The organism is Syntrophaceae bacterium, from assembly GCA_013177825.1.
In the GTDB taxonomy this organism is placed as follows: Bacteria; Desulfobacterota; Syntrophia; order Syntrophales; family PHBD01; genus PHBD01.
Genome location: JABLXX010000006.1, coordinates 1 through 17,729 on the forward strand (window position 1 = coordinate 1; position 17,729 = coordinate 17,729).

The window sequence follows — 17,729 nt, forward strand, 5'->3', positions numbered from 1 at the left end:
GCTCCGCCAGGTTCTCTCCGGCCCGTCCCTGAAACGCCCCCCGTCAGCGGGAAAGACGCTGGCAAAGGGCAAGAAACCCCAGGACATCATTCCCCTGGAAGATGGCGATTTCAAGGATTTCTGAGATGACTCTCTTTCAGGCCGCCACAGAACTGAAAGATAACGAGTACGACAAGATCAGCCGTCTTGTCTACCAGCAGTGCGGCATCTGCCTGCATGAAGGCAAGAAGGACCTTGTCAAGGCAAGACTCGGCAAGCGCCTGCGGGAAGGAGGGTTCAAGTCGTTTCTGGATTACTACAAGTACGTGACGACGGAGGAGGGAACGGATGAGCTGGTCACCATGATCGACTCCATCTCCACCAACGTCACATACTTCTTCCGGGAGGAAAAGCATTTCCAGAAACTGACGGCCCTGCTTCCCGAGGTTGCCCGGGAAAAAGAAAAGGGGGGACGGACCGACATGATCCGAATCTGGACGGCGGGCTGCTCCACCGGTGAGGAACCGTATTCCGTCGCCATGACGGTGAGCGAATGCCTCAAGGATCGTCGGACGTCCTTCCATATCACGGCCACGGACATCTCTACCCGTGTTCTCCAGACGGCCAGGCGCGGCGTCTATCCGGCGGACAAGGTGAAAGGCATCCCGCCGCCGCTGATGAAGCGCTATTTGCAATATGGAACGGGTACCTCGGAAGGCCAGATCCGGATCAAGCGGGAACTCCGCGATCGCATCATGTTCGAGCGGTTCAACCTGATGGATATCCCTCGTTTCAATCAGCCGTTTGACTTCATCTTTTGCCGGAACGTGATGATTTACTTCGACAAACAGACGCAGAGCGCCGTCGTGAAACGCTTTTACGACGTGCTGCAACCGAACGGCCACCTCTTTATCGGCCATTCGGAGACCCTGACGGGTCTCGACCACCAGTTCCATTACGTGCAGCCCAGTATTTACAGGAAATAAGGCGAGCCCCGGCTCCGCGCAAAGGAGACAACATGTCCTTCAACATCCTCATTACCGACGATTCGCTCTCCATGAGGGCTGTGATCCGCAAGGTCATCACCCTGTCGGGGATCCCCGTGACGGAGTGCTTCGAAGCCGCCAACGGACGCCAGGCCCTGGAGATCCTTTCCCGGAACTGGGTGGACGTCATCATTTCCGACATCAACATGCCGGAGATGAACGGCATGGAACTGCTGAAGGAACTGAAGCAGGACAACCTGTTTCAGGAGATTCCCGTGATCATCGTCTCCACCGAGGGAAACCGGGAACGGATTGAGGAGGCGGAACGCATGGGCGCCCGGGGATTCCTCAAGAAACCCTTTGTGCCGGAAGAGTTGCGATCGGAACTGTATCGCATTCTGGGGCTCACCGAGGAAGGCATGTATCAGGACGACTCGGAATCCTGTGATTTCTGAAATCGAGAGGAACGGATCGTAACCATGATCAGAGTGCTCATTGTCGACGACTCGGCCATCGTCCGAAACGTATTTTCAAAGGAACTGTCCACCTATCCGGACATCGAGGTGGTCGGCACCGCGCCGGACCCCTTCGTCGCCCGGGACAAGATCATCCAGCTCAAGCCCGACGTGTTGACCCTGGACATTGAAATGCCCCGGATGGACGGGCTGACGTTCCTGCGAAAACTGATGAAATACTATCCCGTGCCCACCGTCATCGTCAGTTCCCTGACTCCCAAGGGCAGTGCCATGACGCTGGAGGCCCTGGACGTGGGTGCCGTGGACGTCGTGGCCAAACCGGGAGGTTCCTATTCGGTGGCGGATATTCGGGCCGAGCTGGTCGAAAAGATTCGGGCCGCCGCCGTAGCCAACATTTCGCGGGACCGGTCACCGGAAAGACAGGAGGCCGTCGTGGAAAGAACGACCGCCAAACGATCCATGACGGAAACGACGAACAAGGTGATCGCCATCGGGGCATCCACGGGCGGCACGGAAGCCATCAAGGCGGTCCTGACAAAACTTCCCCCGGATCTCCCTGGCGTCGTCATCGTCCAGCACATGCCCGCCAACTTCACCACGGCCTTCGCGGACCGGCTCAACGGAATCTGCCAGCTTACGGTGCGGGAGGCAAAAAACAATGACCCCGTGGTGCCGGGAACGGCCCTCGTCGCACCGGGCAATTACCACATGATCCTCCGGCGCAGCGGCGCCCAGTACTACGTGGAGGTCAAGACCGGGCCGATGGTTCATCACCAGAGACCCGCCGTGGACATCCTCTTCAAGTCGACCGCACGATACGCCGGGGCCAATGCCGTCGGCGTCATCCTGACGGGGATGGGAAGCGACGGGGCGGAAGGACTTTTGGAAATGAAGAAAGCGGGGGCCAAGACGATCGCCCAGGACGAGAAATCCTGCGTCGTTTTCGGAATGCCGAAGGAAGCCATCAAGGCCGGCGCGGCGGACCGGGTCATGCCCCTGAACTCGATCGCCGGTGAAATCATCCGCATGGTATGAGACATGGAAAAAGACAAACTCGCGAACAAAATCGATGAAATGGCCTCTGACTTCCTGTTTCTGGAAGGACAGGAGATCGACATCCCCACGGCGGGAAAGTTCCTCAACTACCTGGAAGGCATTCTCCAGGAAGCGGCATCCGAAGAATTCGCTCCGCTTCAGAGAATTGCCGGGGGCATGAACCTCCTCCTGGAGAGGATGGTGATCGACGCCCTGGACGACAAGAAGGCCGGCTTCGCCGCCCTCGAGTCGGGCCTGCAGCTTCTGCAGGGAATGGTCCGGGACGCGGGGCTTCCCGAGCAGACGGGACCGGACCCGACGGCATTCCTGAAAAGCGTGACGGCGCTAACCGGGGTCGTCATGACGGAAACCGCGGCGGAAGCGGATTCGCCAGCAGCGGAAGCGGCGTCGGAGTCTGCGGAAACCGCTCCACCGGAAGAAGATCCAGACGCGGTCGCATTTCAGGACGAAGGGCTGCTGCGCGACTTCATCATCGAAGCGCTGGAATACATCGGGGAGATCGAGGTCAACATCCTGAACCTGGAGCAGAACCCGGAAGATCGCGAATACATCAATGTCATCTTCCGGCCTTTTCACTCCATCAAGGGCGTTGCCGGTTTTCTCAATCTGAACACCATCCGGACCCTGGCCCATAACCTGGAAAACCTCCTGGACAGGGCACGCAACGGTGAACTGTCCGTGACCCCTCCCGTCATCGACGTGGTCCTCGACGGAGCGGACGCGGTGAAATCCATGGTCGTCCAGCTCAAGGACAGGCTCGAGGGGCGAACGGCAGCGGCGGAGCCTGTCGATACGACGTCCATCTACGAGCGCATCAAGGCCATCGAAGAGGGCCGCGCCGACCCGGCCCAAAAGCCGGCGAAACTGGGAGAGATACTCAAGACCGACGGCGTCATCACGGAAAAAGAGCTTGATGCGGGTCTCAAGGCGACACAGGCCGAACCGGGGAAAAAGCTCGGCGAGGCCCTGATCGAGGAGGGAATCGCCACTTCGAAGCAGGTTACCCAGGCGCTCAGGAAGCAGTCGGAGCAAGCCACCGATACGGCCACCATCCGGGTCGACATCCGTAAACTGGACGACATGATCGACATGGTGGGAGAACTGGTCATCACCCACTCCATGATCCAGCAGAACATCAGCCGGACGCTCAACGTCGATCGGTCCCTTACCCAGAATGTGGCCCAGTTTTCCAGGATCACCTCGGGACTCCAGAGGGCCTCCACCAGCCTGCGCATGGTCCCCATCAAGCAGACCTTCCAGCGCATGTCCCGCCTGATCCGCGACCTGGCAAAGGGCAACGGGAAAAACGTGGGCGTCGAGATGGAGGGAGAGGACACGGAAATCGACCGCAACATGGTGGACGAGATCTACAACCCCCTGGTTCATCTCGTGCGAAACGCCGTGGATCACGGGCTGGAAACGCCGGAGGAAAGGCTCAAGACCGACAAGCCCGAGAAAGGCCTTGTCCGGCTGAAGGCCTACCACCGCGGTGGAAACATCATCATCGAGATCGCCGATGACGGGCGCGGATTGAACCGGGAAAAGATCCTCCGCAAGGCCGAGAAGTCCGGCCTCATTACGGGCGGGGAAATCATGACGGACCAGGAAGTGTTCCGGCTGATCCTTCTGCCCGGCCTTTCCACGGCGGAGAAAGTCACGGACGTTTCCGGCCGCGGCGTGGGGATGGATGTGGTCAAGCAGGCGGTGGAAAAACTCCGGGGCAAGATCGAGATCGAGAGCCACCCTGGAGCGGGGACGAGATTCGTAACGAGTTTCCCCCTCACGCTGGCGATCATCGACGGCATGATCGTCCAGGTGGGACCGGAACGGTACATCCTGCCGACGACGGCCATCAAGAAGGCCCTGCGCCCCTCCGCGGACGCCTATACGAACGCCGTCGGCAAGGGAGAGATGATCCATGCCATGGGCCGCCTCTTCCCGCTGGTCCGCCTGAACGAGCTGTTTTCCATCGAGGAGTCGGTCAAGGATCCCATGGAGGCGATCATGGTCCTTACAGAGGGCGAAGGACGCAGCAAGTGCCTCATGGTTGACGAGATCTTGGGAAAGACGGAAGTCGTGATCAAGAGCCTGGGTGACGGAATGAAAAATCTCAGAGGGATCTCCGGCGGAGCAATTCTGGGAGACGGGCAGATCGGCCTCATCCTCGACGTGGAAGGAATCTTCGAACTGAGCGAAACAAACGCCTAGGAGGGAACCATGAATTTACGCCAAAGCATGATGATCAACAACTTCTTTTCTGCTGCACTGATCCTGTTTGGGGGAATCATCGGGTACGCCGGGACGGTAAATCTTCTCAAAAACTTCCTGAGCCCGCAGGCCCAGGCGATCCTGCTGATCGGGGGAACCCTGGTGGGAGTCATTCTTTGCCTTTTGGGCGGTTGGCTGACATACCGGTCCATCGCCCGCCGGTTTTCAGGCATCCTGGCCGGACTTTACGACAGCACCGGTCAGGTATCCAGCGCCTCCTCGCAGGTGGCTTCCAGCAGCCAGGCCCTGGCGGAGGGGACGTCCACGGCGGCCTCGGCCCTCGAAGAAACATCGGCATCCCTGGAGGAACTGTCGTCGATGACCAAAAAAACATCAGACCATTCCTCCAGCATGACCAAATCCGGGGATGTGACCTTCATGCTCATGAAGAGTTGCCACAAGTCCCTCCGGGAAACCGACTCCTGCATGAAGCGGATCGGCACCGCAGGGGAACAGGCCGCCAAGGTAATCAAAACGAGCGACGAAATCGCGTTTCAGATCAACCTGCTGGCGCTGAATGCCGCCGTGGAAGCAGCCAGGGCCGGAGAGGCCGGCGCCGGCTTTGCCGTGGTCGCCGAAGAGGTCCGGAACCTGGCGATTCGCTCCGCGGAAGCGGCCAGGGACACGGAAACGATCATCGGCACAATGTCCGGCCACATCCAGGATGGCGCCTCCCTGGTCGGCAAAACCCTTGAGCAGTTCTATTCCATGGGGGAAGAGGGCAAGAAAACCAACGACCTGATCAAGGAAATCAGCGCCGCCTCGGGGGAACAGGCCCAGGGCATCGTGCAGATCAACCAGGCCATCACGGAAATGGACAAGGTGACGCAGCAGGCCGCTTCCGGCGCCGAAGAGTCGGCCAGCGCCGCTGAGGAACTGGCCGCCCAAGCCCAGCAGATGAACGTGCACCTCGGAGAGGTGGTCTCACTCTTCGGCATCGACCTGGACGGAATCGCGCAACACGAAACAGAAGCACCGGCCGTTCGCGGCGGGCGGGAGCGGTTGCTTTCGCTCGCTCCGCACCGGCTCGGACATATTCAGACAGCAAACTCTATCGGGAGGTGATTCGTATGAGCCAGCAGGAAAACACAACAGCGGTGGAACACATCGGAAAGTCCGCGACCGAGCGCGAGGGCAAGTACCTGACCTTTACGCTGCACGATGAGGAATACGGAATCGGCATCCTCAAGGTCAAGGAAATCATCGGAATGATGCCGATCACAACGGTCCCCAAGACGCCCGGATACGTAAAGGGAGTCATCAATCTCCGCGGGAAGGTCATTCCCGTTGCGGACCTGCGGCTGAAATTCGGGATGGATCCCATGGACTATACCGAGCGGACCTGTATCATCGTCGTGGAGATCAGCGGAGCGGGAAAGAAAATCCACATGGGCATCGTCGTGGATTCCGTGTCGGAAGTCCTGAACATCAAAGCAGGAGACATTGAAGACACCCCCAACTTCGGCAGCCGTCTCGACACGGACTACATTCTCGGCATGGCCAAAGCGGGAGGCGGAATCAAAATCCTGCTGGACATCGACGAGATCCTCAACATCGACGAGATCGCCATCATGGAGCGGGCGGCCTGATCGGGCGCAGCACAGGCGGAGAGTGGCGGCAATCGCCGTTTTCAGCGATTCACCCGTCTGCCTGAAAGGCAGGCGGGAATGGCGGGCTGCGGGTCCCCTTTCGGAGAACCGCATGGTAAGAGAGCTGCGGCGCTTTCGGCCGTGGAGGGGGAAATCCCCCTCCCGCCGGCAGCCCTGCGGCTGCGGTTGGATCATTTCATTCGACAGACAACATGGAGGCTTAGAAGAACGTTACAATCCCGGACGTTTCCAGTCGCAACCGCCGCTGGAAACCGTCCGACCAAAAGCGGGAACGATATTCATCGAGGCAAGGTCCGGAGATATTTCCAGACCTGCATGGAAATCGCACGAGAACCGAGGGCATCGGAATGTTGGCAGGCGTGGCAGCCCACGATTTCATCAATATCCTGGAATCACATTCAGGAATATCGCAACCTGATGTTATCGAAAAAGCATTCATACCATCTCCATTCCCATTCCAATTCCCACCCGGAACTCGCGCTCCGAGACACCAGACAAGAACCGGCACGGACCTGATCTGACCACCCGGCTCCCCGGCCCTGCGGATTGATACGCGCCGCATGCCGGGCCGATGGTCGCGGGACACATGCTTCCCGGTATCTCCCTGTTCGCTCGAACAGGAGAGGAGATCCAAGACGGCATACCTGCGTCCGGAAGGCTCCGGACGGAGCGAACCGGGCATGCATGACCCTGCAGACGTCCAATCGAGCAACAAAGGAGACACCGATGTTCTCAAAACTGAAACTACAAACAAAAACCCTGATCTTACTTGTCATATTCGCTGTTTTTTTCTCCGGGACGATCCTGTTCACCATCATGACAGTGCGCGAAAAAATCATTCTGACCGCCCAGGAAAAATTAAAGGCCGACATGGCCATGGGTTACGCCATGATCAACGATCAATATCCGGGAGACTGGTCCGTCCGCGACGGGAAGCTGTTCAAGGGGGAAGTGCCGCTGAACGACAACTTTGTCGCCATTGACCGCATTGCCGAGCTTTCAAACGACACCGTGACCATCTTTCAGGGGGATACAAGGATTGCCACCACGGTGAAAAACGCCTCCGGCGCCCGGGCCGTGGGAACGAAGGCGGCGGCCAACGTCGTGGATACGGTCGTCCGCAAGGGACAGTCCTATACGGGAAAGGCCAACGTCGTCGGCACCTGGTACCAGACGGCCTATGAACCGATCCGGGACAGCGGGGGCGATGTCGTCGGCATGTTCTACGTCGGCGTCCCGGACACGCGCTACAACCAGGTCGTCAGCGACATTGTTCTGAAGGTCTCGATCTTCGGTGCGTCGAGCCTCGTCATCGTCTTCATCCTGGGGTTCCTGGTCGTCCGTACCATTACGGGGCCGATCCAGCGAATCGCCCGGGGATTGGCGGATGGCGCCGACAAGGTTGCATCCGCATCCGGCCAGGTCGCATCGGCAAGCCGGTCCATGGCCGAGGGAGCTGCGGATCAGGCCGCCTCCGTCGAGGAAACGTCCGCTTCCATCGAGGAAATGTCATCCATGACCCGGAAGAACGCAGACAACGCCGGGCTGGCCAAAGCCCACATGTCGGAAGCACGGGATATCGTGGAGCGTGTAAGCCAGCATATGGAAGGCATGGCGGAGGCCATTGGGGAGGTGACCCGCTCCAGCGAAGAAACCGGAAAAATCATCAAAACCATCGACGAAATCGCATTCCAGACCAATCTCCTGGCGCTGAACGCCGCGGTGGAGGCGGCCCGCGCGGGCGAGGCGGGTGCCGGCTTCGCCGTCGTGGCCGGAGAGGTCCGCAATCTGGCCACCCGGGCGGCGGAGGCGGCCCGGAATACGACCGGCCTGATCGACAACACGATCACCGTCGTCAAGCAGAGCAACGAGATCATGGGCCGAACCAGGGAGGCATTCGGAGAAAACATGCAGATCGCCTTCAAGGTCGGCGCCGTCATCGATGAAATCGCCGCGGCCTCGGAAGAGCAGGCCGCGGGCATCCAGCAGATCAGCAGGGCCGTGTCGGAGATCGAGAAAGTGACGCAACAGGCGGCGAACCATGCCGGCGAGTCCGCGTCCGTCAGCGGGGAACTGAACGCCCAGGCGGAGGCGATCAAAGGGCTCATGGCCGCCCTGTCGGCCCTGGTCTCCGGGAAGAACGCACTCATGGAACGGGGCCGTCCGAACGGTGTCCCGGTCGCCGGGAAAGCAATCGTTCCGCTGCGCGAATCCGTTTCGAACAATTTAACCTGATCAATTTCAAGTAGAAAGGAGAGGAAGATGGTTAAAAATTTTTCACTCAAGAAAGGCGGATTACGGTCAAAACTCATGATCGGCGGCTGCCTGATGGCGCTCGTTCCGGTCATCATCCTCGGGTCCATTGCCGTGTTCAACGCCATGTCGTCGATCCGGCAGGAAACCAGCCAGCAGATCACGGCGGTATCAAAGAGCACGGCGGACATGGTGGATTCCGTCCTGGCATCCGAAATGAACGCCATGGGCATGCTCGCACACCGGGATTCGCTGGTTCAGGCCGTCAAGGAAGTGAATACCGGTGGAAGCACACAGAAGGCCGAAGCGGTCCAGAGAGAACTGACCAAGATGTTTGCCATCGCAAAGGATCGGTATGAAGTCATCGCCGTCGCCGGAGAGGAAGGATTTAACATTGCCGACAGCCTGAACGGCGCACTCAAGGGCATCAAGATCACTGACAGGGACTACTTCAAGAAAGGGATGCAGGGCCAGCCCAACGCGGAATCCGTTGTTATTTCGAGAAACAGCAAGCAGCCCATCTGCTCCATCGCCTACCCCGTCAAGGATGAAAGCGGCAAGCCAATCGGCATCATCCTCGGGATCGTGAAGATGACGTTTCTTACGGAAAAGATCAACGAGATCAAGCTGGGTAAGACTGGTTACTCGTACATGATCAACCGTGAAGGCACGGTCGTCGCCTACCCGGATGTTACAAAGATTCTTCAGCTCAACCTGGCCAAAGAACAGGGCATGGAAGAGGTGATGAAACGGGCCATCGCCGGAGAGACGGGCGTTCAGGAATACACCTACAAGGGAGCCCGCAAATATGCAGGCTTCTCACCGGTCAAGATCAACGGCTGGAGCGTCGTGTCGGCCGTTCCCGTCGACGAGATGCTGCAGTCCGCCTATACGACAAGGAACATCATTTTCATCGGCGTTGTCGTCTTTGCCTTGATCGCTGCCGTACTGGCGTATTTTGCCGCCGGGTCGATCGCCGTCCCCGTCCAGAGGGCTGTGAAAAGGCTGCTCGCCAGCTCCGACGAGATCTCCGCGGCCTCCGGCGAAGTCGCCTCGTCCAGCCAGTCCCTGGCGGAAGGCGCCTCCGAACAGGCGGCTTCCCTGGAAGAGACTTCCTCCTCCCTGGAAGAGATGTCCTCCATGACGAAACAGAACGCCGGCAACGCCTCCCAGGCGGACGCCCTCATGAAGCAGGCAAACACCATCGTGACCAAAGCCAACGACTCCATGGAGCACCTGACCAGCTCCATGCGGGAAATCACTGCCGCCAGCGAGCAAACGTCGAAGATAGTCAAGACAATTGACGAAATCGCCTTCCAGACCAACCTCCTGGCCCTGAACGCTGCCGTGGAAGCGGCGCGGGCCGGGGAAGCGGGAGCGGGATTTGCCGTCGTGGCGGAGGAGGTGCGGAACCTGGCCATGCGGGCCGCGGAGGCCGCGAAGAACACCTCGGGACTCATCGAGGGCACGGTCAAGAGGATCCGGGAAGGATCCGACCTGGTCGGGAAGACGAGCGAGGCCTTCAGCGAGGTCGCCGTCAACGCCGCCAAGGTCGGGGAGCTGGTCGGGGAGATCGCCGCCGCCTCCAGCGAGCAGGCCCAGGGCATCGACCAGATCAACAAGGCCGTCACGGAAATGGACAAAGTCACCCAGCAGACGGCGGCAAACGCCGAGGAATCGGCATCCGCTTCAGAAGAGATGAACGCCCAGGCGATGTCCATGAGAGAGGTCGTTCAGGAGTTGATGCTCGTAATCGGAGGAAACGGCCATCATGCCGTCGCCGCGGTCCGGAACGCCGGCCTGGCGGGTAAAATGAGGACGCCTCTTCTTGAGCGGCATACCGGAGCGGGGCTGGCATCGGGAAAAAGCACGGGGCTGGCGGTAAAAAAACCGAGCCAGATCATTCCCCTTGAAGAGGAAACGGAGTTCAAGGATTTCTAGAAAACGGATGGACCAGGGGGAGGCCGCATGGTCTCCCCCGAATTTTTTGACATGCGGAGAACATGAACCGGAACCGGTATCCTCAAGGTTTTCGAGGCCGACCTGAAAGGGCGGGATCATGCGGAACACCCGGAGAAAAGCAATCCGAAACATCTTATCAGGGTTTGTCTTTGTTTCCGTAATGCTGATAGTGACGGGTGATTATCGGATTGTCCAAATCGTCCTGGGACAGCTTCGTCAGCATCTCCAGGGCCTGCATATCCAGCTTGAGGCGCTTGATCTTCTCGTCCAGGAAGGGCAGCTTTTTCTTGTAAGCCTTTCTCTGCTCCACCGCCATGAAAGGCTTGTCCCGCAGTTCCTGGAAAATGTGATTCCGGGCCTTGACCATTTCGGAAAGCGCTTTCTTCATGTGCTCGATCCTCTCCGCTTCGGTCATGGGAGTTGGGCTCTTTTTCGGCGGGGCCTCCGGAGTCCCTTCCGCCGACGGCGCCGCCTGGGGCGTTTGTGGAGGCGCCGAGGGATGGACGGCCGGGGGCGTCAACCGACCCTCAACGCCATCGGGATCCGCAGGGCGTTCGACCTGCGTCCGGACATTCGTTACCCGGTAGCCTTCCTGCCTTTTCTCCCCCTCTTCGGAGCGGCGGATGCAGACATCCACCACAAAATTCCCCTGCTCGGTGGAAAAGGGGATCACGATGCTGGGGCTCTTCAGGATATGGTTCAACTGGTGGCTCCGCCCGTGAATGACCGAAGGGATGGCGGCGTATACCGACAGGCCCTCCTTTTCCATGGTGCGCCGGGCGACCCCGGAAATCATGTTCGTAAGCTCCCCCACGGTGTCGAGCACATCGTCGATCACCTCCGATATCGTCTCCCCCAGCATCAGCCCGGTAATGCGGCAAATGCAGGGCTCGGTGAAGCTGATCGCCATGGACCCCAGCGCATCGCCGGTGATGCCGATAATCCCGGAGACGTCTCCATACGCCGTATCGCTCTTTTTCAGAAACGGCTTCCCCACAACGGCGTTCGTGGCCGCCATGGTCGAGAGTACCTCGCGGGTCGCATTCAGGAAGGGATTGATGATTCTTACGTCCATAGGTTTGCCTCTGTTTTCACAATCCGTTTACGAGTCGAGAATCTGACGGATTTTCAGGGACAGCTCTCCCGGCTGAAAGGGTTTCTGGATGAAGCCGTTGCATCCCTTGTCCATGATCTCCTGGGCCTGATCGCTGAGACTGAATCCTGTGGAAAGAAGGATCCGCGCCTCCGGGTTCATCTCCCTGAGCTGATCGAAGACCTCGCTTCCTCCCATTCCCGGCATGATCATGTCGAGGATCACCATGTCGATGTCCTTTCCCATTTTCCGATAGAGATCAACCCCTTCCCGGCCGCTTTTGGCCGTGTACACGTGGTATCCCATGATCTCGATCAGTTCGCGCGTCACATCCATCACAATCTCTTCGTCGTCCACGATCAGGATGGTCTCTTTCCCCCGGACAACCCCGTCCTGCACCCGCTTGTCTTCGACCGCCGACACCAGCCGGGCCGGAAGATAGATGTCGAAACGCGCCCCGGCGGCGATGCTGCTGGTGACGAAGATATACCCCTGATGCGCCTTGACAACCCCATAAACGGAGGCCAGACCGAGTCCTGCACCCTTCCCCATGGTCTTCGTCGTGAAAAACGGCTCGAAGATCCGTTTCCGGGTCTTTTCGTCCATGCCCGTTCCCGTATCCGTAATGGAGATTCGGACATAGCGGCCGGGAATGACGGGAACCTCCATGACATCGGAGTCGCGAATGAGCCAGTTGTCCGATTCCAGGTAGAGATCTCCCCCCCCTGGCATGGCCTGGCCGGCATTCACATACAGGTTCAGGAGGGCCTGCTCGATCTGCGCCCGGTCCAGCATGACGCTCCACAAGGCAGGCTCGAACCGTTGATGGATGCTGATGTCCTTGCGCGTCCGGCCGAACAGGTCGACGGTTTTGCGAACGAGGTCGTTCAGGTTCGTCGGTTTCATCTCGTACTGCCCGGCCCGTGCAAATCCCAGGATCTGGTTCGTGAGACCCGCCCCGCTGGCCACCTGCTCCTCGATCTTCTGCAGTTTCGCGACGTGCGGGTGATCCGGAGGGAGCTCCATGAGCATCAGGGAGACAAATCCCTGAATCCCCATGAGCAGGTTGTTGAAATCATGCGCGACCCCCCCGGCCAGGGTGCCGACGGCCTCCATTTTCGCTGCCTGGGCAAGCCGGGCCTCCATTTTCTTATGCTCGGTGATATCGATGAAGCTCGCCAGCACGGCTTCTTCCCCCGCGTAGGGGATCGGCACGGCCGACAGGAGGGCCGTAAACGGGCTGCCGCCGGCGCCGCGGAACGTCCGCTCTACATTCGCGATGCTGAGGGATTTGCGAAGTTCTTCCCGGAGTGATTCCCTCTCGACGGGATTCTCGTAAAACTCACGGACCGTTTTCCCGCTCACCGCCTCCTCGGAGAGACCGAAAATCTTGGCCGCCCGGGGGTTCAGGTAGAGGATCCCGTCGTCGGAAAGGCGGGAAACAACCACGGCGATGGGGATGCCGTCCAGAATCCTCCGGAGTCCCTGTTCCGATTCCTTGAGGGATTCCTCCATCAGTTTCCGGGCCGTTACATCATAGAACGTCCCGAGGCCGGCGGGTTTCCCTTCCCAGTCCACGACAACGGCAAAACAGTCCACCCACCGGTCGGTTCCTTCCTTTGTCCGGATCTTGAACTCGTAATGCGACGGGACTTCCGGACCATGAGGGCTCGAGAATCCACGCTTCCGGAGCATATCCCGAAAATCGGGATGCGCGATATGCCAGAAGGGCATGCTCATCAGTTCCCGGGAGCCGAATCCCGTAATAGCCTCCATCCCCGCATTGACGTAACGATAGCGATCCTCCTGGTAGATGAAAATAGCCGCCGTCGTGGCTTCCGTCAGCTTGCGGAAACGATCTTCGCTGCTGCGGTAGGCATTCTCGATCTGTTTGCGCTCCGTAACATCCCGGATGGACTCGATGGCTCCCACCGCCTCTCCGCGGCTGTTGTAAATGACGCTGGCTTTCCCCCACAGGGTCCGCTTCCGGCCTTTGATACAGGGTGCATCCGTCTCCGCAATGAGGAGGTTCTTTTCTTTCTGGATGAAGGAATACTTTTGTTCGATCTCCTCGTGAGAGACGAACACCAGGTCGATGAGGATGGGTCTCCGCTCGTTGTAGAAAGGCAGGGCGTATTCATAGTTCCCCCGGCCGATCATGCCTTCTTTCCGGACCCCCGTCATCTCCTCGATCGCCCTGTTCCAGACGATCACCTGCCCCTCGCGGTCGATGACGAGCGTCGGATCGGGAATGAAGGAAATGATGTCGCTCATCAGCTGCTGCGACTCCCGGAGCGAATCCTCCACCTTGATTCGCTCGCCGATGGTAGAGCTCAGGGTCTCCAGGACTCCCGAGAGCTCAAGGGACTGATCCTGAACCCTCATCTCCAGGGCTCTGCAGGTATTCTTGACCGCCTCCTCCAGTACCCTGCGCTCCGTAATGTCCTCGTAAGTGGCAACAATCATTCGGTCCCGGAGCGATGCCCCTGTCCGGGACGTGCTGATCATGCATTCAATGTCTTTCCCGTCCTTGCGCCGGCAGGGAAAGGGCTCGGAATGCGTCCGCTCGTGCTCGAGGGCCGAATAAAACCGCCGGCCCACCTCTTCGTAATCTTCCGCGCTCCGGTAGAGAAAAAGCGTATCCCTGCCGACGACTTCCTCCGGACGCCATCCGAAGACGCTGGTCACCGCCGGATTCGCGAATACGATCCGCCGATTCTTCAGCACCAGAACAGCATGAGGAATGGCATTCAGAACGGACTCCAGGATGTCCTTGATGTCTTCCGTGCTCATTCAGCCCGCCTTCCAATCCGTTTCATCATGCCGCTCTTCCGATTCCCGATCAGCCCATCGCAAACCGTCAATCGTTTCACATGGCAGTGAAAACCCCGGTCCCGTCGTTTCCGGCCTGGCCTGGGAATTACGGCAACATAACGCGAATTTTGTCCGCATCATGCTCCCTGAGCGTATCCTCTCCGCCACCGGTTCAATTTTTCGAACGCATCTTCCACAACCCGAAAAAGAAAGTCAACGGGAAGAGGCTTGGCGAAGAAATCGTCAAATCCGGCCTCCCGGCATTCTTCCACTTCGAAGAGTCCCGTCCAGCCCGTCATGGCGTAGAGAATGCACAGCGGCTTCTCCCGCCGGATTTTCCGGCACAGCTCGATCCCGTTCATCCCGAAGAGGTTCAGGTCGAGCAGCAGCAGCCCAACCTGCTCGCGCGAAAGGATCTCCAGTGCATCGACGGCTCCTTCGGCCGTGAGCACCCGGTATCCTTCGTCCGTGAGGATCTCCTGAAAAAAATTCCTCAACGCCTCTTCGTCATCCACGACCAGAAGGGTCTTCTCGGCCGCAAAATCAGATATCTTCACAAGAACTTCTCCACTGTCGTTCAGGAGCACGAGGCGGCGGGAGCGACCTCCGCGGCAGGCGGCACCCCCCGTATTCGAAAGCGGTGTTGCGTTCCCGCTTCCGCCATGCCCATGAGCAAACACACCATCCCATCATCGATTCCGACAACCGGACTTCCCATACCGCATGCCTCCATCCGGAACCCCGTTCCCGGGAATGAGCGGGGACGTTTCCAGAGGGAAGCACCTTGATCTCTATTCCATTTTCGTGCCGGATGGGACAAAACTTGAAAAAAAGAATTACATCGTGGCATCCATTTGATTTCATTAATCTATTATGAAAGGCAAAACGGAAAGCGTTCGATCTGTCCCCCCCGGCGGGAAACCGTCTCCTTTTTGCAGACGGGGACTGTGGCGACAGTTTTTTGACGTGCCGTCATAAACCGAGCAAGATCATGCCGTTCGTGCGGGTCTCCGGGAGAGGACAGAAATCCCTTTTCAAAGTCGGTCTTCCCCGGTATTTATGGGTCCCCGGCAGGCACGTGCAATCCGCCCGACGGGGGAGGCCGCCGCGGGAAAGACATCCGTCTCTCGGCCCGACAACCGAGCCAGCGGGAAAGGAATATTCTATGCCATTATACGAGTTTTCGGGGAAGAAGCCCCTGATCGGCGGAGAAACCTTCATTCATCCACAGGCGGTTCTGATCGGGGAAGTGACCATCGGCCGCGAATGTTTCATCGGCCCCGGCGCCGTCCTCCGGGCCGATTTCGGCCCCATCACCATCGGCGACGGCTCCAGCATTCAGGACAACGCCGTTCTGCACGTGACTCCCGGAGACCGGGTCGTGGTCGACGGGCGGGTCATTGTCGGCCACGGTGCCATCCTTCATGATGTCAAGCTGCATGAAGGCTGCGTCGTCGGGATGGGGGCCGTCCTTCTGCAGCGGGTCGTCTGCGAAGAGGCCTCCTTCGTGGCCGCAGGGTCGATGGTTCCCCAGGGCATGAAGATCCCCGCCGGGATGATGGCCGCGGGAAGCCCCGCCCGGATTATAAAGGAAGTCCCGGCGGACCTGGCGGCCTACATCGTCATGGGGATCGACGAATACAGGGGGCTGACCCGGCGGTACCTGGAAACCTTCCGGGAAGCCGCCCCGTAATCCGGGACTCAGCGGTCTTTTCCAAACAGCCGGAGATACTCGCCATATCCCTCGCGCTCCAGGTCCTCCTTCGGAATGAAGCGGAGGGCCGCGGAGTTCATGCAGTATCGCAGGCCCGTCGGGCGTGGGCCGTCCGGGAAGACGTGCCCCAGGTGGGAATCCCCGCGCCGGCTTCGGACTTCGGTCCGGGTCGTAAACAGGTGCCGGTCCTCCCGCTCCACGATGTTCTCCTTCACCAGCGGGCGGGTAAAGCTGGGCCAGCCGGTTCCCGAGTCGTACTTGTCGAGGGAACTGAACAGCGGCTCCCCGGACACCACATCCACATAAATCCCTTCCCGCTTGTTGTCCCAGTATTCGTTCCGGAAGGGCGGTTCCGTTCCTTCCTTCTGCGTTACGTCGTATTGAAGGGGAGTCAGGCGCTGCCGGAGCGTCGTATCGTCGGGCTTGGAATAGCCGCTTCCTTTCGTATCCGGAGCGACGCTGCTTACCCGCTCTTTCTCCCCGCCCGGCCAGACTTTTTCCAGGAACTGGTCCCGCCCCGATCCGTTCCTGTAAAACCGATATCGGAGCGGATTTTTCCTGTAGTAATCCTGATGGTAATCCTCCGCCTCCCAGAAACGGCCGGCCGGGAGAATCTCCGTCACGATCGGTTTTGAAAATCGTCCCGTCCGCCCGAGGGCCGTCTTGGACTCCTCCGCCTGCAGCCGCTGCTCTTCATCCTGATAGAAGATCGCGCTCCGGTACTGCCCTCCCCGGTCGACGAACTGGCCGCCGCCGTCGGTGGGATCAATGTGCCTCCAGAACACGTCCAGAAGGTCCCGGTAGGAAACCTTCGCCGGGTCGTAATGGACCTGTACGGCCTCCAGGTGGCCTGTCTTCCCGGCCGATACGTCCTCGTAGCGCGGGTTTTCCGTCCGTCCCCCCGTATATCCCGAAACGACGCGGACAACTCCGGGAACCTTTTCGAAATCCGATTCAACACACCAGAAGCATCCACCGGCAAAGGTCGCCGTACGGACATTTTCGTTCATACCTGGCATGGCCGCTTTCACCTCCTGCGAACTCCCCGCCTGCTGACAACCGAGCAGGAATGCAATGGAGATCATCATTAATGGAATCAAGAACCGTCTCATGGCTCCCTCCCCTCTTTTCCGCAATACGTCTCCTACGGCTGAAATGCCGTCACCCGGCCGCAAAAACGCCCGGTTGCCGGGCCTCCGAAGGCCCGATCCGCACCGCTGTTGCAGGGAAATGAGAACGTGAGGAAAATGCAGCAGACGGGCCTTTTCAACAGCAGCCTGGGGAATAAGGTAGGGCCGTTTCTTTCGATGTCAATGAGACCCCTGCGGACGCGGAGACATTCCGAATGCAGGTTCTCTCCTTGCCGCTGCGAAGGAAGATCGGGACAAGCCGAAAATGATACCGGCGGCCATGCCGAAGCACGGCCGCCGGTTCATGCTCCCGGGGATAAGGTGAATGCCACCGGTGATTGGATGGCTTGTGGATTGGAACGGGCGGCGGGGCACGGGCGCGGGATAC

13 protein-coding genes are annotated in these 17,729 nt (G+C 59.2%); 9 read left to right on the forward strand and 4 right to left on the reverse strand.

The features are described from left to right. Nucleotides 1-125: 125 nt before the first annotated feature. The 8 genes from HPY65_12950 to HPY65_12985 all read left to right on the forward strand — a co-directional run bounded on the left by HPY65_12950 (nt 126) and on the right by HPY65_12985 (nt 10,569). On the forward strand, nt 126-965 hold the full coding sequence (locus HPY65_12950) for a protein-glutamate O-methyltransferase (protein NPU85378.1): 840 nt from the start codon (nt 126-128) through the stop codon (nt 963-965). A 32-nt stretch (nt 966-997) separates the two neighbouring features. Further along, complete coding sequence (locus tag HPY65_12955) at nt 998-1,420, forward strand: response regulator (GenBank protein NPU85379.1); 423 nt, start codon at nt 998-1,000, stop codon at nt 1,418-1,420. A gap of 24 nt (nt 1,421-1,444) precedes the next feature. After that, on the forward strand, nt 1,445-2,476 hold the full coding sequence (locus tag HPY65_12960) for a chemotaxis response regulator protein-glutamate methylesterase (protein NPU85380.1): 1,032 nt from the start codon (nt 1,445-1,447) through the stop codon (nt 2,474-2,476). A 3-nt stretch (nt 2,477-2,479) separates the two neighbouring features. Further along, nucleotides 2,480-4,705 carry a chemotaxis protein CheA gene (locus HPY65_12965; GenBank protein NPU85381.1) on the forward strand — a complete coding sequence of 742 codons (2,226 nt, stop codon included), beginning with the start codon at nt 2,480-2,482 and terminating at the stop codon, nt 4,703-4,705. Between the two features lie 9 nt (nt 4,706-4,714). Continuing rightward, complete coding sequence (locus HPY65_12970; GenBank protein ID NPU85382.1) at nt 4,715-5,830, forward strand: hypothetical protein; 1,116 nt, start codon at nt 4,715-4,717, stop codon at nt 5,828-5,830. A gap of 5 nt (nt 5,831-5,835) precedes the next feature. Then, nucleotides 5,836-6,354, forward strand: a complete 519-nt coding sequence (locus HPY65_12975; GenBank protein NPU85383.1) for a purine-binding chemotaxis protein CheW — start codon at nt 5,836-5,838, stop codon at nt 6,352-6,354. A 1,239-nt stretch (nt 6,355-7,593) separates the two neighbouring features. Further along, nucleotides 7,594-8,610 carry a hypothetical protein gene (locus tag HPY65_12980; protein NPU85384.1) on the forward strand — a complete coding sequence of 339 codons (1,017 nt, stop codon included), beginning with the start codon at nt 7,594-7,596 and terminating at the stop codon, nt 8,608-8,610. A gap of 27 nt (nt 8,611-8,637) precedes the next feature. Next, entirely contained in the window at nt 8,638-10,569 is a 1,932-nt protein-coding gene (locus HPY65_12985) for a methyl-accepting chemotaxis protein (protein ID NPU85385.1), read from the forward strand. 157 nt (nt 10,570-10,726) lie between these two features. Here HPY65_12985 and HPY65_12990 read toward each other — a convergent pair whose 3' ends face one another. From HPY65_12990 to HPY65_13000, 3 genes are all read right to left on the reverse strand, one after another. Further along, nucleotides 10,727-11,665, reverse strand: coding sequence for a hypothetical protein (locus tag HPY65_12990; protein NPU85386.1), 939 nt, complete (start codon nt 11,663-11,665; stop codon nt 10,727-10,729). A gap of 27 nt (nt 11,666-11,692) precedes the next feature. Further along, the gene (locus HPY65_12995) at nt 11,693-14,476 is read right to left on the reverse strand and encodes a PAS domain S-box protein (protein ID NPU85387.1); all 2,784 of its coding nucleotides are present in this window, start codon (nt 14,474-14,476) and stop codon (nt 11,693-11,695) included. 158 nt (nt 14,477-14,634) lie between these two features. Then, entirely contained in the window at nt 14,635-15,054 is a 420-nt protein-coding gene (locus HPY65_13000) for a response regulator (GenBank protein NPU85388.1), read from the reverse strand. 608 nt (nt 15,055-15,662) lie between these two features. Here HPY65_13000 and HPY65_13005 point away from each other — a divergent pair. Next, nucleotides 15,663-16,190 (forward strand): gamma carbonic anhydrase family protein, encoded by a 528-nt coding sequence (locus HPY65_13005; GenBank protein NPU85389.1) that lies wholly within the window; start codon nt 15,663-15,665, stop codon nt 16,188-16,190. A gap of 8 nt (nt 16,191-16,198) precedes the next feature. On the opposite strand, the gene msrB is transcribed toward HPY65_13005, so the two are convergent. Further along, nucleotides 16,199-17,323, reverse strand: coding sequence for a peptide-methionine (R)-S-oxide reductase MsrB (gene msrB / locus HPY65_13010; protein ID NPU85390.1), 1,125 nt, complete (start codon nt 17,321-17,323; stop codon nt 16,199-16,201). Nucleotides 17,324-17,729: the final 406 nt, after the last annotated feature.